This is a genomic window from Sporosarcina sp. ACRSM (assembly GCF_022346545.1).
In the GTDB taxonomy this organism is placed as follows: domain Bacteria; phylum Bacillota; class Bacilli; order Bacillales_A; family Planococcaceae; genus Sporosarcina.
This window is the reverse complement of record NZ_JAKRNU010000003.1, coordinates 40,844-62,563: the sequence shown is the minus strand read 5'-3', so window position 1 is coordinate 62,563 and position 21,720 is coordinate 40,844. Positions and strand designations below refer to the sequence as shown.

21 protein-coding genes and 1 riboswitch are annotated in these 21,720 nt (G+C 44.7%); of the genes, 7 read left to right on the top strand and 14 right to left on the bottom strand.

What is annotated here, in order from left to right; genetic code table 11:
* Positions 1–18: 18 nt before the first annotated feature.
* The 10 genes from MHZ95_RS06095 to MHZ95_RS06050 form a co-directional block, all read right to left on the bottom strand.
* Complete coding sequence (locus MHZ95_RS06095; RefSeq protein WP_239389637.1) at positions 19–1,542, bottom strand: alanine/glycine:cation symporter family protein; 1,524 nt, start codon at positions 1,540–1,542, stop codon at positions 19–21.
* 68 nt (positions 1,543–1,610) lie between these two features.
* Entirely contained in the window at positions 1,611–2,303 is a 693-nt protein-coding gene (locus MHZ95_RS06090) for an SDR family oxidoreductase (protein WP_239389636.1), read from the bottom strand.
* 42 nt (positions 2,304–2,345) lie between these two features.
* Positions 2,346–2,945: a short chain dehydrogenase gene (locus tag MHZ95_RS06085; RefSeq protein ID WP_239389635.1), complete on the bottom strand. Its 600-nt coding sequence runs from the start codon at positions 2,943–2,945 to the stop codon at positions 2,346–2,348.
* A gap of 23 nt (positions 2,946–2,968) precedes the next feature.
* Entirely contained in the window at positions 2,969–4,201 is a 1,233-nt protein-coding gene (locus MHZ95_RS06080) for an NAD(P)/FAD-dependent oxidoreductase (RefSeq protein WP_239389634.1), read from the bottom strand.
* Positions 4,195–4,521, bottom strand: a complete 327-nt coding sequence (locus tag MHZ95_RS06075; protein ID WP_239389633.1) for a (2Fe-2S)-binding protein — start codon at positions 4,519–4,521, stop codon at positions 4,195–4,197. Before MHZ95_RS06075 ends, MHZ95_RS06080 begins: the two co-directional genes overlap by 7 nt.
* Positions 4,502–4,789, bottom strand: a complete 288-nt coding sequence (locus MHZ95_RS06070) for a (2Fe-2S)-binding protein (RefSeq protein WP_239389632.1) — start codon at positions 4,787–4,789, stop codon at positions 4,502–4,504. The genes MHZ95_RS06075 and MHZ95_RS06070 overlap by 20 nt, the downstream gene beginning before the upstream one ends.
* 17 nt (positions 4,790–4,806) lie before the next feature.
* Positions 4,807–5,595 (bottom strand): aspartate/glutamate racemase family protein, encoded by a 789-nt coding sequence (locus tag MHZ95_RS06065; RefSeq protein ID WP_239389631.1) that lies wholly within the window; start codon positions 5,593–5,595, stop codon positions 4,807–4,809.
* Positions 5,596–5,664: 69 nt separating this feature from the next.
* A complete protein-coding gene (gene dapA, locus MHZ95_RS06060; RefSeq protein ID WP_239389630.1) occupies positions 5,665–6,564 on the bottom strand; it encodes a 4-hydroxy-tetrahydrodipicolinate synthase in 900 nt (299 codons plus the stop codon).
* Positions 6,565–6,597: 33 nt separating this feature from the next.
* Positions 6,598–7,791, bottom strand: a complete 1,194-nt coding sequence (locus MHZ95_RS06055) for an NAD(P)/FAD-dependent oxidoreductase (protein WP_239389629.1) — start codon at positions 7,789–7,791, stop codon at positions 6,598–6,600.
* Positions 7,792–7,820: 29 nt separating this feature from the next.
* A complete protein-coding gene (locus MHZ95_RS06050) occupies positions 7,821–9,338 on the bottom strand; it encodes an aldehyde dehydrogenase family protein (RefSeq protein WP_239389628.1) in 1,518 nt (505 codons plus the stop codon).
* 263 nt (positions 9,339–9,601) lie between these two features.
* Between MHZ95_RS06050 and MHZ95_RS06045 the strand changes: the two genes are divergently transcribed.
* Positions 9,602–10,468 (top strand): LysR family transcriptional regulator, encoded by an 867-nt coding sequence (locus MHZ95_RS06045; protein ID WP_239389627.1) that lies wholly within the window; start codon positions 9,602–9,604, stop codon positions 10,466–10,468.
* Between the two features lie 261 nt (positions 10,469–10,729).
* The gene (locus tag MHZ95_RS06040) at positions 10,730–12,136 is read left to right on the top strand and encodes an amino acid permease (protein ID WP_239389626.1); all 1,407 of its coding nucleotides are present in this window, start codon (positions 10,730–10,732) and stop codon (positions 12,134–12,136) included.
* Positions 12,137–12,225: 89 nt separating this feature from the next.
* On the opposite strand, the gene MHZ95_RS06035 is transcribed toward MHZ95_RS06040, so the two are convergent.
* Both MHZ95_RS06035 and MHZ95_RS06030 read right to left on the bottom strand, forming a co-directional pair.
* Entirely contained in the window at positions 12,226–13,212 is a 987-nt protein-coding gene (locus MHZ95_RS06035; protein ID WP_239389625.1) for a homoserine dehydrogenase, read from the bottom strand.
* 62 nt (positions 13,213–13,274) lie between these two features.
* Positions 13,275–14,564: an O-acetylhomoserine aminocarboxypropyltransferase/cysteine synthase family protein gene (locus MHZ95_RS06030; RefSeq protein ID WP_239389624.1), complete on the bottom strand. Its 1,290-nt coding sequence runs from the start codon at positions 14,562–14,564 to the stop codon at positions 13,275–13,277.
* Between the two features lie 116 nt (positions 14,565–14,680).
* A riboswitch (SAM riboswitch) is annotated at positions 14,681–14,795 on the bottom strand.
* A gap of 140 nt (positions 14,796–14,935) precedes the next feature.
* Here MHZ95_RS06030 and MHZ95_RS06025 point away from each other — a divergent pair.
* Positions 14,936–15,571, top strand: coding sequence for a glycerol-3-phosphate acyltransferase (locus MHZ95_RS06025; protein ID WP_239389623.1), 636 nt, complete (start codon positions 14,936–14,938; stop codon positions 15,569–15,571).
* A gap of 39 nt (positions 15,572–15,610) precedes the next feature.
* Here the strand turns inward: MHZ95_RS06025 and MHZ95_RS06020 are convergent, their stop codons facing one another.
* On the bottom strand, positions 15,611–16,447 hold the full coding sequence (locus MHZ95_RS06020) for a YitT family protein (RefSeq protein ID WP_239389622.1): 837 nt from the start codon (positions 16,445–16,447) through the stop codon (positions 15,611–15,613).
* A 337-nt stretch (positions 16,448–16,784) separates the two neighbouring features.
* On the opposite strand from MHZ95_RS06020, the gene MHZ95_RS06015 reads away from it, so the two are divergent.
* A complete protein-coding gene (locus tag MHZ95_RS06015) occupies positions 16,785–17,006 on the top strand; it encodes a DUF2187 family protein (RefSeq protein ID WP_239389621.1) in 222 nt (73 codons plus the stop codon).
* A 72-nt stretch (positions 17,007–17,078) separates the two neighbouring features.
* Here MHZ95_RS06015 and MHZ95_RS06010 read toward each other — a convergent pair whose 3' ends face one another.
* Positions 17,079–17,984: a LysR family transcriptional regulator gene (locus MHZ95_RS06010; protein ID WP_239389620.1), complete on the bottom strand. Its 906-nt coding sequence runs from the start codon at positions 17,982–17,984 to the stop codon at positions 17,079–17,081.
* Positions 17,985–18,100: 116 nt separating this feature from the next.
* Here MHZ95_RS06010 and MHZ95_RS06005 point away from each other — a divergent pair, with 116 nt between their 5' ends.
* The 3 genes from MHZ95_RS06005 (at position 18,101) to MHZ95_RS05995 (ending at position 21,515) form a co-directional block, all read left to right on the top strand.
* A complete protein-coding gene (locus tag MHZ95_RS06005) occupies positions 18,101–19,171 on the top strand; it encodes a YeiH family protein (protein WP_239389619.1) in 1,071 nt (356 codons plus the stop codon).
* 120 nt (positions 19,172–19,291) lie between these two features.
* Complete coding sequence (gene pepT, locus MHZ95_RS06000) at positions 19,292–20,518, top strand: peptidase T (protein ID WP_239389618.1); 1,227 nt, start codon at positions 19,292–19,294, stop codon at positions 20,516–20,518.
* Positions 20,519–20,534: 16 nt separating this feature from the next.
* Positions 20,535–21,515, top strand: a complete 981-nt coding sequence (locus MHZ95_RS05995; RefSeq protein WP_239389617.1) for a DMT family transporter — start codon at positions 20,535–20,537, stop codon at positions 21,513–21,515.
* Positions 21,516–21,720 lie beyond the last annotated feature (205 nt).

Below are 21,720 nucleotides of genomic sequence, written 5' to 3'. Positions count from 1 at the left end.
TCGTTTTTCCAGTCAACTTCATTTCACAAGTGGCTGTACTTTACCGCTAGCAGGCCGGTCAAGTTTGCTTTTCTCAGGTGCAATTCCTTTCTCTAACCTACCCGTTTTAAACTCATTTTCCCAGAAGTCTGCGTTCTTTATCCCAAGCTTTACTGGATCGAATACTGGATCTTTTCCAGCCTTTCTCTGTTCTCGATAATCTTTTAATACTTTCAACGCCGGTTTTCTCAAAAGCAGGATGGCAATGATATTCAAATAAGCCATACTCCCTAGCCCAATATCTCCAAGCGTCCAAGCGGTACTTGCAGAAACAACACTACCTGTCAGTGCAAAAATGAGAACACCAAATTTCAAGAGAAACCCTAACCAAGCCCTGTTGCATTTTTGATTGCGATTAATAAAAGCCAAGCTCGTTTCGGATTTATAATAATAGGCAATCATCGTTGTAAAGCAGAAGAAAAATAAAGCAAGCGCGATAAAAATATGGCCGAATCCCGTAAATACAGAATCCACCGCTAGTTGGACATTCATAGCGCCGGCTTCTACCCCAGGAATATTGGTTGCAAGTGCTTTTGAGCCAGATGGTTGTACATTATACAGTCCCGTGATCAAGATCATAAAAGCTGTTGCCGAACAAATGACCCATGTATCGATATAGACGGCTAAGGCCTGCACGAGTCCTTGCTTCGCAGGATGTGTCACTTCTGCCGCGGAACCCTCGAAAGTCTCTCCACCTGAACCGGCAGCATTTGAGAAAAATCCACGCTGAACGCCCCATGCAATGGCAGATCCGACGATCCCTCCGAATGTCGCTTCAACACCAAAGGCGCTTGAAAAAATCAACGTAAAAACGGCTGGTATGGCCGTTGCATTTACACCAAGGATAATCACAGTAACAACCAAGTACCCAATGGCCATGATGGGTACAACCCATTCCGCAACCTTTGCAATTCGCTTGACTCCTCCAAATACAATCATTGCCAAGAGGACTACCATTACCAGGCCTGTAATAATCGGGCTTATGCCAAATGCACTTGCCATTGATCCAGCAACTGTATTCGACTGGATATTCATAAGCAAGAAACCATTCGCAACAATGGTTAACATCGCATATGCAAAAGCAAACTTCTTTAATCCGAGCCCCTTTTCAATATAATAAGAAGGACCACCGCGATATTCTCCATCAATTTTGCTTTTATAGACTTGACCCAATGTAATTTCGATAAAAGAAGTTGCTGCACCTAAGAATGCCATTACCCACATCCAAAAAACGGCACCGGGGCCCCCTAATGCAATCGCAGTCGCCACACCTGCAATATTGCCTGTTCCAACCCGACTTCCCAGTGACATTGAAATAGCTTGGAAGGAAGAGACACCACTTTCGGAACTCTTCCTTTGGAACATCAGCCTGATCATGTCTTTAAAATGCCTCACTTGAACAAACCCTGTTGTAATCGTAAAAAACAATCCGACTGCTAAAAAACAATAAATAAAATATTGGTTCCACACCATTCCACTCAGCCAATTGATAAAATCAGTCATAAGCGTCCCCCTCCGGACAATTAGGAATAATCTGAACAAATGAGTCATATTACTTTCCAACCTCGCCGTTAAACATGGTTCAAAATGGTCACATCTGTCACATATAAATGTTTCCGTGGCTTTAAATTTTCAATAATGATTTCAGCTACGTCATCTGGATTCATATAATTATTCAACTGACCCTCGGGATGTTCGTCCCCCCATAAATCCGTTTTCATATTCCCCATATAGACAGAGAAAATCTGTACACCGGAATTTTTCAATTCCAATGCAAGTGCATCTGAAAAACCCCGGACACCAAATTTACTTGCACTATAGACACTCTCCGTCTCTTTTGCTACTTTCCCGGACGCCGAAACGATATTGACGATAGTTCCCCTATTTTTTTCTTTCATCCCAGCCAATACTTCCTGCGTACAATAGATTGTTCCTTTTAAATTCGTATCTATCATTTGATCGATTTCTTTTGGCTTGAGATCCCCGAAGTACTTAAAAACCCCTACACCGGCATTATTGATTAAACAATCGATCGAACCACGCGCTTCCTGTATTTTTTTCATGACATGGTGAACACTTGTGAGTGAGGTGACATCCACTTCATAAACCGAATGGTCATTTTTGAGTTTCGAAGCTGTTCGGATAAGCTTGTCTTGCGTTCTTCCAAGTAAACATACATGATATCCGCATACTGAAAACTGCTTTGCCAGGGATGCGCCCAGACCGCTTCCTGCCCCCGTAATGACAACTGTTTTTTCTGTCATGACTTCCCCCTTCAGGTTAAAGGCCATGTTGTGACCCGATTCTCAATAAACGGTATAGCTTTGTCCCGTTTGGGCACCTAAAATGCTCTTTCTAAAAGCTAGTGCAACTCGTTGTGCCGGAACCGGCTCGTATCCTTCAAAAAACGGACCATACTTTTCTTTCGATTCCTCAAGCATATTCGGACTCACACTATTAATGCGAATACCTCTTGGCAATTCAATCGCCGACGATGTAACGAAGGCACGAACACCTCCGTTTGCCATCGCAGAGGAAGCCCCTTTCACAATGGGGTCATCCATGAGAATGCCTGTTATTAACGTAATGCTCCCCTTATCACGTATGTAGGGTAATCCAAGAAGCACCAAATTCACCTGACCAAGAAGCTTACTTTCCACGGCGATACGATTGAGTTCCGGGGTGAGCTCTTCAACAGTTCCAAAATGTGCCGCACCCGCCGTACAGACAAGTGCATCTATTTCTCCAACTTCCTCAAACATATGTTGAATACTAGCTGTCGACGTAATATCTACTTGGATGGTCGAATTACTTCTACTTGCTTGAATAATTTCAGCTGTATCCTTCATTTCTTCAACTACCGCTTTGCCAATTGTCCCATTGGCACCCACTATTAATAGCTTCAAATCCGCGCCTCCAATCCATTTTCTTATGAAACCGATTCTTTTCGTTTCATAGCCTGTTCTTCAAGCAGAAATTGGCGGTACACCATTTCTCGAGCTTCCGGTATGCCAGGTTGAAACTGCATGAGCGCCGTTGCCCTTGTTTTCCGAACTTCTTCAATGGCCACCTTTAGTAATAACTCTATTTCCTTACTTGTACTACCCGATTCCAAGGCGATTGATAGTCCTGCCACTTTCCCTTGAGCCATCGCAACTTTCGCACTTTCAACTCCCGTGATATTTCCCGCCACAAAGAGATTTGGGACGTTGGTTTGCATCCGTTCATTATGGACAGGCACGTGACCGCCAAGCTCCGGTACATACTTGAATGAACATCCAACGACTGAGGCAAGCTCTGACATTGGTGCCAGCCCTCCAGCTATACAGACAAAATCAGCTTCCGTGACCTTTTCACTTCCCGGAATTTCTTTTCCTTCCGATGAAATCGCAACTGTCCGCACACCCGTTGCATGCTCATCACCAACAATTTCGATGGCGGCCTTCTTAATCCGGATCGGAATATCAAATAGCTTAATACCTTTTTTAGGAAAGAACTTAATAGCGAAGCTTGGATTGACAAATTTCCCAAGTTTACCCGCCTGACGCAGAATAGCAGTTGGTGCCAGATGTGTTAACTTCATCAAAGATGCCAGCACTTTCTCCGGTCTGCCCGCGTCCTTGGAAATGGATCCCGCTGCCGGTAGAATAATTTCCTTCACTTTAATTCCACATAATCTCAATTCATTGGCAATTGCCATGGACAGTACATTTGCACCAATAATGACACATGTATTTCCCGGCTTTACCCGATGGACATTGCCCATCACTTGTGCAGCTCCAATGGACATTACCCCGGGGAGTGTCCATCCAGGTAGTGGAATAGGGATTTCCGATGCGCCGGTGGCCAATAGCAGTTTTCTTGTTTCCATCATTCCTTGCGAGGTGTACACCGTCCAACCTGTAGCGGATCGACTAATATCAAAGACAGATACCTCACATTGGATGTCAACTCCTACACGAAGCGCCTCTTGATGGAGCTTTTCCCCCATTGCGATCCCATTCCACCAATCGCCGTTTGGCTCTTGGTGAAGTTGTCCGAGCAGGCGTCCACCCGCTTTGGAAAACTCGTCAATCACTTTGACATCAAGGCCTTGCTCAGCCGCCGCAATTGCCGCACTTAAGCCCGCAGGTCCTGCCCCAATAATTAATAAGCTCACCAATGTGATCCATCTCCCTTCTTAAAGGCAGTCAGTGAATGAATTTCCATACCTTCTGAAACGGGTGTCAAACAAGCCCGTACGACTTTGCGCTCCCCCACTTGAACCCGGCATTCAAAACAATGACCTATATTGCAATAGATGCCCCGACCTTTCCCACTCTCCTCATGATGCCGTAGCGTCTTAATGCCTTCAGCCATCATGGCAGAAGCGATGGTGTCACCTTCATACACTTGATAGGATTGGTTGTTGAAATAGATTGTAATCTGATTCCGTTCCTGCAGTTTTCCTAGAACTGGATGATTAATAACTCTCATTGTCATGGCAGCACCCTCCTAACACGCCAAAAGTCATGGGACGAACCGGCGGACGATAACTCAGTTGTACCTCATCCGCAACAGCCTGCTGGTTTACATCTGAAACAATTGTATCGATAACATGTCGACAAGTTCTTCCACCGCAATACCCCATCCCCGCCCGTGTGCGCAATTTCACTTCACGGGAGGAACAGCTGAATTGCTGGACGGTGTCACGAATGGTCTTCAGCGATACTTCTTCACATCTGCATACAAGCGTCTTGTCATCGTTCATGATTAAAACCTCCCGCCTTAAATGAAACCATCATATGGTCTTTGTGTTGTTGCCATATGTGCCCATCGTATCATTGTGATAAAATCATAGACCGGTAGTCCAACTGCTCGTTGAATATCCGCTGCATATGGGGGTAGATCACTGCACTCCAATAGGATCGCTCCGATATCCGGGTTGTCACGGACAAGCTCTAGCGCTGCATTGACAACTTCCTCACGCACAATATCATTATCAAAGCTGCCTCTACTTTCAATGATTGCCGAAAACTCCGGCAATCTACCTAAATCCTTCACAACGACGTAATCCGGACTATCGATGCCGCAACTCTTATATAAAGCTGGTGTAATGCCATGACTATCAGCCGTCAACATACCCACACGTTGAGTTGATTTTAGCCCTGTTTTAATCCAAGGTAATTGCACAACACTTGATAGAAAAACAGGAATATCAACCGCATTCGCTACTTGCTTTTGGAAGTTACCGAAAAAACCACAAGCTCCACAAATGACCCGAGCCCCTTCAGCCTCAAATTGTTTGGCTGCACGAATGACATCATCGATAAGTGTTGGATCCCCTGCGTGAATTCTCTCTTGCGTGCAATTCGGTACGACTTTTAACACAACAGGAAAATCATAAGTGGTCAGATTGGCTACATTGCCCGGTAAAATCGGATACCAACATTCATCTAAAAACAGAATACCTACAGAAAAACCTGAGATATACTGCCCCTTCTTCATATGGACTTTCGATTTTATTCCTTTTTCAATAAAGCCATATTCTCTTTTTTCCGCAGTTATCATCGTCATGCTGTCCCCACCTTTAAGTAGATTAATAAGAGAGTAGGGAATAGTTTTTCGACTATTCCCCACAAGTTATCAGACCGGGCTTACCTCATAGCCAAGCTCAGAAAGTGTCACTTTCATTTTCTGTTTTAATTCTTCAGTAGCTGGAACGAGTGGGGAACGGACAGTTCCGCCTTTCAACCCGATGATGTCAAGACCCGCTTTTACCGGACCTGGGCTTGGCTCCGCTTCAACATAGTCATAGAGTGGAAGTAGTTGCTGGTTAAGCGCGATTGCCCCTTCAATATCCTTTTCTTTTGTGAATAAATCATAAAGCTTCACAATTTCTTTCGGAATCAGATTAGGGATAATTCCTGTTGCGCCATCCCCTCCGACAGCTAATGTTGGCAGTATCAAGTGCTCATACCCAGTTAGCACAGCGAAATCCTCCTGATCTTTTGTCAGACCGATTACTTTGCACGTATGCTCTTGATCTGTTGTATTTTTCACACCTACAATGCCTTCAATTTTACTTAACTGAGCGATTAGCTCCGGAGACAGCTCCACGCCTGTTGCAGATGGATAATGATAAATGACAATCCCGATGCCGGATTGCTCTGCAATTGTTTTAAAGTAGTCGATAATGCCCGCTTCACTCGTCTGCATATAATAAGGCGTAATCACAAGCGCACAATCTGCACCGATTTCTGCTGCATATTTCGTTAGTTCGAGCGTTTCTTCCGTTCGATGGGCACTCGTTCCGGCCATAATCGGAACACGTCCATTCGAAGCATCGACCGCTGCTTTTAAGACAGATTTCCGCTCTTCCAGTGACATCAGTGAATATTCTCCTGTGCTTCCACCTGCGAGAAGACAGTGGACGCCGCCGTCAATCAAGTGCTCGATCAATGCGTTAAACGCTGCAAAATCTACCTTTCCTTGTTGGTCAAAAGGTGTTGGCATTGCTGGGATCATTCCGAATGGTTTATACATAGTTCATTCCTCCAATTTACGATTTTTTTATGATTAATAGCTTGAAACCTTATCCAATTGCTTGTAACGCGAGAAGTTTAATCGATCTATATTAAAGTCTGTTTCTTGTCCAGCGATTAGCTGTGTAATCATTCTGCCGGTAATCGGTGCCATACTGATGCCATCACCTTCGTGACCACTAGCAATATAAAAGCCTGGCACCTCTTCGACTTCAGAGACGATTGGCAGATGGTCAGCCACCCATGGGCGAATACCCGCGTAGGCACGTATACAACTAATATCTTTGAGGATCGGCAGGAAGCGGATGGCCCTTTCCGCGATTCCCCGTATGACATCATTTTCCGAGCTGATATCGTACCCTTTAAATGCACGATGACCTCCTAGCAGAAAGTTATTCGCTTCTGTTGGCTCAATGGTAAAGGCTATATTATTCTCTTCTACAAGCTTACTGACATTGCGCTTGTACTGAATATCTTCAAATTTTGAAAGCATATAGCCGAATTCATGCACTTTTTGGCCGACGACTGGCTTTGTTTTCTCTGAGATGAGCACCATCCCTTTTCGCGGCTGAATCGGTATATCAATCCCCACCATTTCTCCGATTTTCGCCGCCCAGACACCCGCACAGTTTACAACCCGGTTTGTGTGAATCGTTGTCCTATCTGTGATGACCGACTGCACACGGCCATCCAATCGTTTTGTAATGTCCCTTACTTCATGGTTCGTGAATAATTTCAAGCCGTATTTTTTGGCTTCTTCCACGAATGCATAACAGACTAAATAAGGGTTCATTGTAGAATCGACTTCCGTCCAGATCCCACCTTCTAGATCCTTTGCCAAATAAGGCTCGATCTCTAGCAGCTCCTTGCGATCCACCATTTTCATGTCATATCCTGCAGCACTTTGTTCCGCGACGTACCCGTTTGCGATTTCAAGCTCTTGTTCGGTTTCACAAACGTACAAGCTCCCTCGGGTGGAAAATTCAAAGTCGAACGAGAATTCCTTCGCCAATTCTTTATAGAGTTGGATACTTTTAAATCCTATCTCCGTATCGATTCCGGGTTTCTTATCACAAATGAGCGCTACAGCATCACAGCGGCTGGATGTTCCGTTTGCGATGTCGCCTTTTTCAACAAGTGCCACGCTATAGCCTTCTTTGGATAAATGATAGGCGACACTAGAGCCTATAATGCCGGCACCAATGACGACAATATCAAAACTGTTCATGATGTAACCCCCTTATGTCGCATTACCAATTACCCCTTATACCACCCAGACGGTTGCACATGAAGAGCGATATTGACCTGTTTTGTCAGCAAATATTCTTCAAAACCGTATGTTCCTAGATCAGCACCAATTCCGCTTTGTTTATAGCCACTCCACGGCGCCTCGTTAAATGTCGGGTGATAGGCATTGATCCACGTAATACCTGCTTGCAGACCACGGATGACACGCTGCGCTTTCGCTCCATCATTGGTGAACACAGCAGCAGCTAGTCCAAAGTCCGTACCATTCGCCAACTCAAGGGCCTCTTCTTCTGTTTCAAATACTTGAATGACAAGAACAGGACCAAAGATCTCTTCTTGCACAATGCGCATATCTGGTTTGGTGTTAGTAAAAATCGTCGGCTCGACAAAGTTGCCTTTTGCAAGTTCGCCATCCGTTATTCGATTTCCACCACACAGAAGTTCCGCTCCCTCTTCCACTCCGATTTTCACGTAGTCCAATACGCTCTTCATATGAGCTTGTGAGATAAGTGGTCCCATTTCCGTCCCATCTTGCCAACCCGGTCCGATTTTGATTTTCTTCGCCCGTGCTACAAGCTTAGGGACAAATTTATCGTAAATACTTTTTTCAAGAAGAAGACGTGAGCCTGCGGAACAAACCTGTCCTTGCCCTGCGAATATCGCAAGTAATGCATAGTCGACCGCCGTCTCAAAGTCCGCATCCGCAAATACGATATTGGGCGATTTCCCGCCAAGCTCGAGGCCAACCTTTTTAATCGTATCCGCGGCATCCTTCATAATTTGCTTGCCTGTCGAAGTACCTCCAGTGAAAGAGATCTTATCAACATCCGGATGATTGACTAGCCTATCGCCAATAACCGAACCCGAACCGAGCACCAGATTCACAACACCTTCCGGAAAACCGACTTCATCCAAAATCTCAAACAAGCGAATGAGCGTGAGCGGTGTCTGTGAGGCAGGCTTGATAACGACCGTACAGCCGGCTGCCAACGCCGCTGACATTTTCTGTGCTGCCATGACAAGCGGGTAATTCCAAGGAACAATTTGCGCTACAACGCCAATCGGTTCGCGGACAACCATCGCTCGTATCTCATCCGGCACCTCATAGGTTTGCCCATGCGGCTTTGTGGCAAGACCCGCATAGTATTGAAATTGATGGATCGCATCTTCGACATCGGCTAGCGAGTCCTCATACACTTTTCCATTGTTTAATGTCTCGAGCATGGCAAACTCTTCTTTACGTTCTGCTAATTTACTTGCAACTTTCAAAAGTAGGTCTGCTCTTATGCGGGCATAGACTGTTTTCCAACCATTTTTATAAAATGCATCTTTGGCTGCTTTGACGGCTGCGTTCGCTTCTTCCTCTACACCTTCTGTCACCACCGCAATGACTTCATTATTTGCAGGGTTTAGGATTTCACGCGTCTTATTTGAAACACTCGTAACCCATTTTCCGTTAATATACATCCTTTGAACTGTTGTTTTTTCTCTGAGAACCGGTTCAAATTTCTCGATCGTAAGTGTCATGTTGATTTTTCCCCCTCCTAGCTAGAATGTTCTACCCGACTTCAAAAAGACAACGCTTTCACATCTATCATTACTAAGTAGACTACCCATCTATCATCCCCTATCCGATCGCGAATCGAGTTCCCTTAAAACCATTGTCGATTCAAATCTAATAGTTTCCCTTGACTTATTTTCAGTATAGTTGGACTATTAGAATTAGTAAAACGACTGTTTGTAATGTTTTGCATGACTTTTTTTCATGTTGATTAAGGAGGCCGTGTATAATGACCATTCAGAGGTATGAAATCTTCAATAAGGTTGTTCAACTACAGAGCATTACAAGGACAGGAATCGAATTAAATCTCACACAATCCGCGGTAAGTCGTGCCATTAAGAGTCTTGAAGACGAATTGGATTTGCAGTTATTACTTCGTAATCGATCGGGAATTAAGCTGACGAGAGAAGGGGAGAAAATATACGAACATACACTTACGATTATTCACGCGCATCATAACTTACAACAGGAAGCTCTCGCACTAAACGGATTAGAATCAGGGGTTATAAAAGTAGGAACCTTCGCAAGTGTAACGACGCATTGGCTTCCAACCATTCTAAAAGAGTTCAAGAGGAAGCACCCCGACATCATTGTTGAAATTTTTGAAGACGACTACGAAAGTCTAGAAAATGCCGTGCAATTAGGGGAATTAGATTGTTGCTTCACGACAGCGCCCATTAAAAAAGGGCTTGAATTTTTACCTTTACACAAGGACAAACTGTTTTGCATCGTTTCGAACAACAACCCTTTACATTTACAAACAGCAATGTGTATTCAGCAACTCGAGGAATTTCCGTTAATCAAGCCTAAAAAAGGATGGGATAGTGAGGTCATCACTTTTTTTAACAAACACAATATCGATCCCAATGTTAAATATGAAGTTTCAGATGATCAGTCCATCATCGCCTTAGTACAAGCAAATATAGGAATTAATATCCGACCTGAACTCGTCCTGAAGAATACTCCGGATGGCATCACAGCCCTTGAATTTGAAGAAGAGGCGTACAGGATTATCGGTTTAGGTATTACAAAGCAGGCATCGCATGCGACAAGAAGTTTTATCTCAATTGTTAAGGAAATGTATCAAACAATTTAATAGAAAGACCAAATTTAACACCCCGTCTAATTTAATCCCCTATCTATTTACAACTTGTCTACGAAAATTAGTTTCCAGTTGTGTATGATTTATATAAATAACTTAAGTGAATATTCACTCAAGTTTCGTGAAACCGTTTACAAATTTCGACGAAAGGAGCAAGATTGGAAATCTAACGAAAATTACACGTCTAGCAATTGAGCAACGGAATTGTACATTGTTAGCAGAGAATTATCACTTTCACAAGGGGGAATGTAGATAATGAATCAACAGGGTCAGTTAAAATCAGATTTGAAAATCAGACATATCAGCATGATCTCAATTGCTGGGGTTATCGGTGCAGGTCTGTTTATCGGAAGTGGTGCAGTGATTAATGCTTCAGGACCAGGGGCCATTCTTTCTTATGCTTTTGCAGGAACGATTGTCGTGTTGGTCATGAGAATGCTTGGTGAAATGGCGGCGGCTTATCCAACAAGTGGCTCTTTCTCCACATACGCCAGCGATGCAATTGGACCGTGGGCAGGTTTTACAATCGGTTGGTTGTATTGGTTTTTCTGGGTTGTCGTGATTGCAATCGAAGCAATTGCCGGTGCGGCCATCATGCAATACTGGATACCCGATTTCCCTCTTTGGTTAATGGCACTCATCTTAACTGTTTTGTTGACACTTACAAATCTTTTTTCAGTTAAATCCTTTGGAGAGTTTGAATATTGGTTTTCGCTTATCAAAGTCATTAGTATCGGTTTATTCCTTGTTGTTGGTCTGTGTGTCATTTTTGGCTGGTATCCCGGTGTGGGGGCGCCAGGAACCGCGAATCTTTTAGGAAATGGCGGTTTCATACCGACCGGATTCGGTTCCGTTCTACTCGGAATTACAGTTGTCATTTTTTCTTTTATGGGTACCGAAATCGTAGCGATTGCAGCTGGCGAATCAGATCATCCTGGAAAAGCAGTACGTATTGCAACCAATAGTGTCATTTGGCGTATTCTTATCTTCTACATTGGCTCCATTGCTATTGTCGTTACATTATTACCGTGGAACTCTGCTAACATTCTTGTCAGCCCGTTCGTTGCGGTACTCGATTATATCGGTATCCCAGCAGCGGCACAGCTTATGAACTTTGTCGTTTTGACTGCCGTTCTTTCTTGTTTAAACTCCGCATTATATGCGAATTCGCGCATGCTATACGGCATGGCAAAGAAAGGAGATGCACCTAAGGCATTTCTTAAATTGAGTAAAAAAGGGGTTCCTGTACGAGCAATACTTTTCAGTACAGTCTTTTCCTATATTGCGGTCATCTTCAGCTATACTTCACCCGATAAAATCTTTCTCTTTTTGGTGAATTCTTCAGGAGCCGTAGCATTACTGGTATATCTTGTGATTGCCTTTTCACAGTTACGGATGCGCAGAATACTTGAACAAGAAAAACCGGAAGCACTTCAACTTAAGATGTGGCTGTTCCCTTACTTGACGTATGCAACTATTCTCTGTATTGCAGGAATTTTTATCGCCATGCTCATCATCGAGTCATTAAGGATACAGGCTATCCTCACATTGTTAATAGCGAGTTTAACCATTACCTCTTATTTCATTTTCGTTCGTAAAAAAGAAGGTATGAGCGAATTGCAAAAAGGTATCTTATCATCATCCTCTAGAACCATTCGCTAATATGCTTAAATCAAAAGCTTCATCATTTCCTATGAAAGGAAAAATTAAAAAGGGACTCCTCATTAAATGATTAATGAGGAGTCCCTTTTTCAGCTTGTCAAGGCCACTGTTTCACGTTTGCCGATGATCTGTAGTAAGTCTCCCACCATCGCGCTGGCTGTCGGATACATGCCTGCTCCCGGACCGATCAACGTCAACGCACCTAGATGTTCCGTATCTACGATGACTGCATTATCGACGCCGTCCACTCCATAAAGCGGATGATCCGGCCCGATCAGTACCGGACCGACACTTCCGCGCAGTGTTCCGTCTGCTTCTATTGTAATATCTGCGACATGTCGATAACGAAGATTACCTTTTGACGCGTCCGCAATATCCGTAATCGTCAATCGATCGATGCCAACGATCGGAACGTCTTGCCAATCCGGCTGTTTGCCAAACGCAAGCGTGCTTAAAATCATCAATTTCCGGAAGGCGTCCATTCCACCTACATCATCTGTCGGGTCCGCTTCTGCAAACCCTCGTGCTTGCGCTTCCCGAAGTACCGCCTCAAATGAGAGGCCTTCTTCCCGCATTTTTGTCAGGATGAAATTGGACGTTCCATTCAGGATACCACGGACCCGTCTCACACGGTCTGCGGGCAATAAGCTGGAAATCGTCCGGATGATCGGAACGCCCCCTGCTGTCGTTGCTTCGTAACAGACTTTGACATCCCGGAATTGTCCATGTTTCAAAAGGGCGGGGCCATGCTTCGCAAACATGGCCTTATTTGCCGTAATGACGTGAAATCCTTTTTCGATCGTTTCCGAAAGATACGTATATGCCGGTTCTTCCCCGACAATCGCTTCAAAGACGACATCGATTTCCGGGTTTGACAAAATTTCCTGCACATCTTCCGTTATCTTCGTTCCAGGGGTTGCGAATCGTACTTTCCCCTTATTTCGAACAAGGATTGAATCGACGTCAATCGTATAGCCCGTTTCTTTCTGAATCGCTTCTTTCCGTTCTTGCAAAATCCTATAAATTCCTTCACCTACAGTGCCGAAGCCGAGTATAGCCACTTTAATTGTCGGCATTTCGCCACCTCCCTGGACTGCTCGATGAGGAGTCCCGTTTTTCAAATTTCAATTACAATTCGTTATGCTTTAACCGGTACCGCTTTTTCAATTGCCTGCGCAAGGTCTGCAATGATATCTTCAGGTGCTTCAAGACCGATCGATAATCTGATTAGTTCTTCTGTTACACCAGATTTTTTCAGATCTTCTGCGCTCAATTGCTGATGCGTTGTAGATGCCGGATGGATAATCAATGATTTCGCATCCCCCACGTTTGCCACATGCGACCAGATCGTAATATTATCAATCACTTTCCGACCTGCTTCACGTCCACCTTTAATGCCAAAGTTAACGATGGAGCCATAGCCGTTTTTCAAGTATTTCTTTGCATCTTGATGGGATGGATGATCCTCAAGACCGATATAATTTACCCATTCGACAGCTGGGTGATCTTTCAAGAATTGTGCAACTTTAAGTGCGTTTTCATTATGCTTCGGAACACGCAGGTGAAGTGTTTCAAGCCCTTGCAGGAAGTTGAACGCATTATCAGGGCTTAAGCACGGACCGAAGTCACGCAATAGTTGAACGCGCAGTTTCGTAGCGAACGCAGCAGCAGCCGTATCGATTCCGTAACGAAGACCATTGTATGTCTCATCTGGCTCTGTAAAGCCTGGGAATTTCCCTCTCGTCCAGTCGAACTTCCCTGCATCGACAACAACTCCGCCAATCGAAGTTCCATGTCCGCCGATCCATTTCGTTGCTGAATGAATGACGACGTCCGCTCCATACTCAATCGGATTTGTGCCGTACGGTGTTGAGAATGTGCTGTCTACAAGCAATGGAATTTCGTTGTCATGTGCAACTTTCGCAACCGCCTCGATGTCCAATACGTGTAGGCTTGGGTTGCCGATTGTTTCAGCGAATAATGCTTTTGTTTTATCGGTAATCGCTGCCCGGAAGTTTTCCGGATCTGTCGCATCAACAAATTTTACGTTAATGCCATAACGTGGAAGTGTAGCAGCGAACAAATTATATGTACCGCCATACAAGTTTTCAGCAGCGATGATTTCATCCCCCGCTTCAGCAATGTTCAGAATGGAGAATGCAATTGCCGCCATCCCTGATGAAAGTGCGACTGCAGCAGTTCCACCTTCAAGAAGTGCAATACGTTCTTCAAAAGCACCGGTTGTCGGATTGGTGATTCGTGTATAGATATTTCCAGCTACCTTAAGACCGAATACATTTTGTGCATGCTCCGTGTCAGGGAAAACGAAAGAAGTTGTACGATGAATCGGTAATGCGCGCGATCCTGTTACTGGATCTGGCTCTTGGCCGCCATGTAGTAGTAGTGTTTCGGGTTGAAATTTTGTCATTGTTAGTACCTCCTAGAGTTTTTTAATACCTACAATTCATAGTGGTGTTAAGGGTTATAAATGTAAAAAATAACCCCCTTCGCCTAAGAAGAGGGTTATGCTTTCGCTTATTCCTCCCCTTATCTTTCAGAACGTTTAACGGTTCTGTAGGAAGTAGCACCTTTGCAAGTTGGTCGCTTGCCGGTTGCCGGGCATCGCAGGGCCTATTCCCTCCGCCGCTCTTGATAAGAGTTCAATTAATTTAATTTTCCATCTTGTGAAATAAGTATACGAGTAATTTCATAGAATTGTCAAGCAACTAATTTAAAATATTTTTTAATTTGATTTTATAGAATGATATACTGTTCGTATGGCTGATTGGGGGAAGTAAGATGGAAGTATGGATTGTAGGAGTTCTCCTGATGGGATATGCAATCGGATGCCTGCACGGTTCCGTAATTGCCCAGAAAATATCCGGGGTAGACTTAAAAGAGACCGGAGTGAAAAATGCGGGCGCATCCAATGCGACGATTGTCCTCGGGAAAAAAATGGGGGCATTGGTAGCGGCGATTGACATTGGAAAAGGAGCGGTCGCCATATGGCTTGTCCGCTATTTTGCCCACCAAGCGGGTTGGCCGGAAGACACGGTCACTTTGTTGTTATTCATTGTCGGTGCGGCAGTAGTGACCGGCCATAATTTCCCGTTCCATATGCATTTCAACGGAGGAAAAGGAACAGCCACCATCATCGGGGTGCTGCTCACACTCGATTGGCGGCTCGGTCTTGCGGGTTTTCTATTGTTCGTCATCGTCGCACTGACAACCGATTTTCTCGTTGTCGGTGTATTGATGCTGTATATTACACTCATTGCCAAAGCGCTGTGGACGGAAGGCTATTGGCCGCTCTTCATTGCCGCCTCACTGTTCGGTATGGCTATCTGGAAACACCTCGAGAATTTCAGCCGGATGAAAGCAGGCACTGAGAAACGGATTTCAACAATTTTTAAAAAGAATGCCAAAAAAGACTGAGAAGCTCCAAGTTGGAAGTTCTCAGTCTTTCTTTTTTCTTCATTTCGCAATTTCCATAAACCCTTTACCAAAAACATCCCGGACATCGTGAATCGCAATAAAAGCGTCCTGATCTGCATTCTTCACGATTTTCTTCAATTTCACCACTTCACGGTTACTGATCACAATATACAGGATGTCCTTTTCTTCCTTTGTGTAATAGCCATGACCTGAATAAACCGTCACGCCCCTGCCCATCACCTCATTGATTTGCTTGGCGATTTGGTCTGCGTTGTTCGAAATGATTGTTACCGCTTTTCTTGTGTTCAATCCTTCAATGATGAACTCCATGACTTTTGTGGCGATATACAGCATCATAATCGTTAGCATCAGTTTTTCGGCACCGATAATAAAATAAGAGGAGAACACGACAATCAAGTCGAAAAACAGCAAGGCATAACTAATATTCCAACCAAGATACTTATTTGCAATACTGGCAAGAATGGCAGAGCCCGCGGTTGTACCCCCCACTCGAATGATGAGTCCAATCCCTACACCTATAAATACACCGCCAAAGATGGTATTCACTACGATTTCATCCGACGAAACGCTCCATCCCGCTGTCAAATGTAAAAATAAAGAATTGAATAGCGTGGCAATAATCGTATAAACCGTTGTACTTTTGCTCAAAAATTTATAGCCTACGATCAGTAAAAAACCGTTGAGCACTAAATTCACCAGTCCTGGTGACCATCCATAGAGATAGTAAGCGATGATGGTCAACCCGGTAACCCCGCCTTCCCCAAGTTCGTTCGGTATGACAAAAAGATTGACCGCCAATGCGAACATAAAAGATCCGACTAATATATAAAGAAAATCGACTGCTCTCTTTTTCATCACGCACCTCTTTCTGCGATTTAATTGTCTGAATTAATTTTATTTCCAATTTTCCGACGTGAATCACCATCATAAATTCAATGCAGTCTTTTATCATAGCACTCGACTCGAAGATGTGAAAGTGCAAAAAATCAATAGGCACATACATGCTCCCCAAACATGGCATCTGCAAAATTCATTAAATTATGGTATACTATAAATAGACAACTTGTGATAGATCATTTTCGTTAAGTTGTTTTCCGTTTTCATTTCCCGCTTAGGACTTTGCCTAAGCTTTTTTTATTATGCTTGTATGCGGGATACAGTTAACGAGAAAAAAACAATAGGGGGAATTCGAATGGCTTTTCCACGCAAGGAAAAAGAGGTTTCAGATTTTGTCTCAGAGCGCAAAATCGATGAAAAGATTTCGTTCGTCCGCAATGATCACGAGGTAAATGGCACCATTTATAAAATACTGGAGAACTCCGTTATCGTACAAATTTCATCGAGTGACGCCGAGCGTATTGGCGCCGCGTCAAATCTAACGGTCGTTTCACATAAGAACTATTCTGTTATTTAACGAATATGGAAAAGGCATCCGCGAAAAAATGCGATGCCTTTTTTATTTTTTCCGTATGAAACTCACACGACTTCATGTTCTTTTCATTACCGTTGAGATTGCAGGATGTTCTTTTAACAAATCAATAAATACTTCCATTGCTTTCGTTTTGAACGAAGTCCGTAATACGATTGAAAAATTCCGTTTGAAGGGTGTTTCTTTTAAAGGGATGACGTTTAACAACCCCATTGAAACTTCCTTCCGGATGGCCAAATGGGATAGGAATGTAAGACCGAGACCGGATTCCACCGATTCTTTTATGAGCTGGGTGCTACCGAATTCCATAATATCCGCCGGAGCAATCGACAAAGTTTGAAAAATGCTTTCTGTAGCCGCCCTTGTTCCGGAGCCCAGTTCACGAATGATCCATGTCTCTTGTTCCAAATCGGATAGTTCCACCTCATCAGTTTGCTGCACCAAACGATGTCGTGCCGATGCAACGACATACATTAAATCCTCCGCAAATGCTTCAATGGAAAGATGGGCGTTCTGCAGTTCACCCTCGATAATACCTACATCCAGTTGATGCCCCTCGACCAACTCCGCAATTTCCTTCGAATTTCCAATGACAATACTTGGCTTGATAAGTGGAAATTGTTCGTGCAATCTGGCAATGAAATGGGGTAGAACATACTCTCCAAACGTGTAACTTGCTCCGATTGATAGCTGGCCGGTCGCTCGGTTCGCCAAGTCATCCAATAAGCGTTGCATTTTCGTGTATAAACCCAATATTTCCTTCGCATGCACATACACAATTTCTCCCGCTTTATTTAAACGTACATATTTATTGTTTCGATCAAGAAGTTGCTCTCCATAAGTTTGTTCCAATACTTTGATGTACTGGCTTACTGCTGGCTGTGTCATATGTAATTCTTCCGCCGCCCGTGAAAAACTCCCTTTTTCCACGACCATGGCAAACACGCGTAAATGTTGATCCATCCGGAAACGCCTCCATTCATATGTATTCGCTTATGGTAAACATCACATATATTTATTTTACTTATCATTGAAACGGGAATATGGTAATTATACAGTACATGATAAGAGGTGTTCACATGAAAATAGAAAGCGGCAAAAAACGTCCATCCATTGGACCTACCGATGACACACCCACACTAAAACCAACGAAATGGCAACTCCCACCCTTCTCGTGGTATGGCGGCATTGCATTCACTTTTTTAATCGCATTGCTCGGCTATGTTCTTGCAAAAGTCCCCGGGTTTGACCATGTCGGACAGTTGGCCTGCGCCATTATACTCGCGGTCATCTATCGGCAAGTCTTTCATTACCCTGAGCTGATCCGTCCCGGCATCACTTTTTCGTCTAAAAGATTATTGCGCTTTGCCATTATTCTCTATGGTTTAAAGTTGAATATCGATATGGTCTTACATGATGGGATGGGCCTACTCATTCGCGATGCCGGTGTTATCCTCTTTGCGATTCTTTTAACGGTCTGGCTGGCCAAAATCATGAAAGCGGATATGACCATTTCACTGCTATTAGGTGTCGGCACCGGCGTTTGTGGAGCAGCTGCCATTGCCGCGATTGCCCCGATCGTCAAATCAAAAGATGAAGATACCGCGATCAGCGTCGGAATCATCGCGCTCGTCGGCACCGTTTTTGCAATCACATACACGATTTTACGTCCCGTTTTACCGTTATCGGCCGTCGATTACGGGATTTGGTCCGGGATCAGCTTACACGAAATCGCTCATGTGGCCCTCGCCACCGCACCTGGAGGCGAAGATGCCCTTGCAGTAGGCTTACTCGCCAAACTTGGCCGCGTATTCCTTCTTGTCCCACTCTGTTTCATTTTCTTATATTGGATGAAACGGAAAAGCAAAGGTAACGATTCAAATGGAAATAAAATCGAATTTCCATGGTTCTTGATCGGGTTCATCCTCATGAGCCTTTTCGGAAGCTATGTACTTGGCCAATCTATCCCCGTTTCAGAAAACTTACTGTCCGGCGTCTCCACCGTAACGACTTGGTGTTTGACCGCCGCCATGGTCGGTCTCGGTCTCAACGTAAATCTCCGCGAACTGCGGACAAAAGCGTTGAAGCCATTGATGGCGATGTTGATCACATCCATAGTCCTAAGTATTCTAACGTATTTGATTTTGTGAAAGTGAATCCTGTTCGCACCATAACAGGCCCCCTTTTTTCCTACTCAATTATTCCGTAAGTCTAAACAATCTGATAAGATGGAAAGACCGTAACTTTACTACTTAGGAGGAGTTTGGGCAATGAAAGAAAAACTGATCGAACGGCTTACGCGCTATGCAAAAATTGATACACAATCGGATGCAAATAGCTCATCCACCCCCTCGACACCAGGCCAGTGGGATCTGTTGCACGAATTGCAACGGGAACTGAACGATATTGGCATGGAAGAGATTACGTTAGACGAGAACGGTTATCTATTCGCCACGCTTCCTGCCAACACAGATCGGGATGTACCGGTGATCGGCTTTCTTGCACATGTCGATACGGCCACCGATTACACAGGGAAAAACGTCAATCCCCAACGGATCGACCAGTATGACGGCAACGATATTCAACTGAACGCGAATACCGTCATGAGCGTGAATGATTTCCCAGAGCTGAAAAATTATGTAGGTCATACCCTTCTTACAACGGACGGTACAACTCTTCTCGGCGCCGACAATAAAGCGGGCATCGCTGAAATTATGACCGCCATGGAGTACTTGATCGCGAATCCGGACATCCAGCACGGCAAGCTGCGCATCGCCTTCACACCAGACGAGGAAATCGGCCGGGGTCCGCATAAATTCAACGTTGAAAAATTTGGCGCCAAATATGCCTATACGATGGATGGCGGTCCACTCGGCGAACTGCAATATGAAAGTTTCAACGCGGCCGGGGCGAAAGTGACATTCCACGGCACGAATATCCATCCCGGTTCCGCAAAAGGGAAAATGGTGAATTCGATTCTAATCGCCAATCAATTCCAAGCAGCGATGCCTGCAGATGAAATTCCGCAAAAAACGGAGGACTATGAAGGGTTTATCCATTTGATGCAGTTCGATGGAACGATCGAAAAGACGACACTCGGCTATATTATCCGTTATTTCGATCGAGCAACATTCGAGGCAAGAAAACAGTTGATGGTGGAAACGGTTGAGCAGCTCAAAAAGGAATACGGTGAACACGCTGTGACGTTAGAAATGGAAGATCAATACTTCAATATGCGTGAGAAAATTGAACCGGTGATAGAAATCGTCGATATCATTTCCGACGCTTTCAAAGGACTCGATATTGAACCGAATATCGTGCCAATCCGTGGCGGCACAGACGGCTCCCAACTGTCCTATATGGGAATGCCGACGCCGAACATTTTTACCGGCGGCGAAAACTACCACGGCAAGTATGAATACATTTCAGTGGATAATATGGAGAGAGCGACGAACGTCATTATTGAAGCGGTGAAACTGTTCGAAGCGCGCGCATAAGTTAGGTGGGAAACATATGAAGGAAATTTGGATCGGAATCCTTGCCTCGTTGTTCTTTGCGGTCACTTTTATCTTAAATCGCACGATGGAACTGTCGGGAGGAAGCTGGCTTTGGAGCTCTTCCCTCCGCTATTTCTTCATGGTGCCCTTCTTGATAGCCATTGTCGCTTATCGTAAAGGACTGGGGCAAACGAAGAAAGAAATGTTCGCAAAGCCTGCTATGTTTTTCATTTGGAGCTCGGTGGCTTTTGTATTATTTTACGCGCCCCTTACTTATGCAGCTGCGTATAGCCCGGGCTGGCTTCTCGCCGGCACTTGGCAATTGACGATTGTGGCGGGTGTTTTATTGGCACCGTTTTTCACGATCATTGTAAAAACAAAGTCAGGTCAGCAGAAGTTCCGGCAAAAGATTCCTGCCGTTTCACTCGGCATTTCACTGATCATTCTAGCAGGCGTTGTGCTCATTCAGATCCCACACGCTCAAAGTGTTGATATGCAAACACTGTGGCTTGGCATTCTTCCCGTCATCATCGCGGCATTCGCCTACCCGCTCGGCAATCGGAAAATGATGGAGCTGCTTGGCGGACGGCTCGATACGTTTCAACGAGTGCTCGGCATGACGCTTATGACAATGCCCATTTGGATCGGTGTTGCTATCTATGCGCTTTTGACGGTCGGTCCCCCGTCCGTCGACCAGCTGACACAGTCGTTCATCGTAGCGGTCAGTTCAGGTGTCATCGCGACAACGCTCTTTTTCATGGCGACAGACCTTGCACGGGACAATCAAGGGAAACTGGCTGCAGTCGAAGCGACACAATCGACAGAGCTTATTTTTGCCATGATCGGCGAAATGATCCTCGTCGGCATTGCCCTGCCCGGTCCGATTTCACTTGTCGGGATTGGTGTCATCATCGTCGGAATGGGATTACACAGCTTCCAAACTGCCCTAGAGCAAAGAACAAAAGCGCAAGCGCCTGGTCAGGGGCGACAGGCATAAGACGAAATTAGGAAGGCAGTCTAAGTTCGCCGCGTCCTGCGGCAACGACTGCATGACCTACATCCTGTAGGCCCAAGAGGCGCTCTTTGCCTCACAGCCAAGTCGACTTTCAAAGATGCCAGCCTAAGTACGCCACGTCCTGTGGCAACGGCTGACTGACTCACTTCCAGTGAGCCTCCGAGCCCCTAGGCGCTGGAGTCTAGAC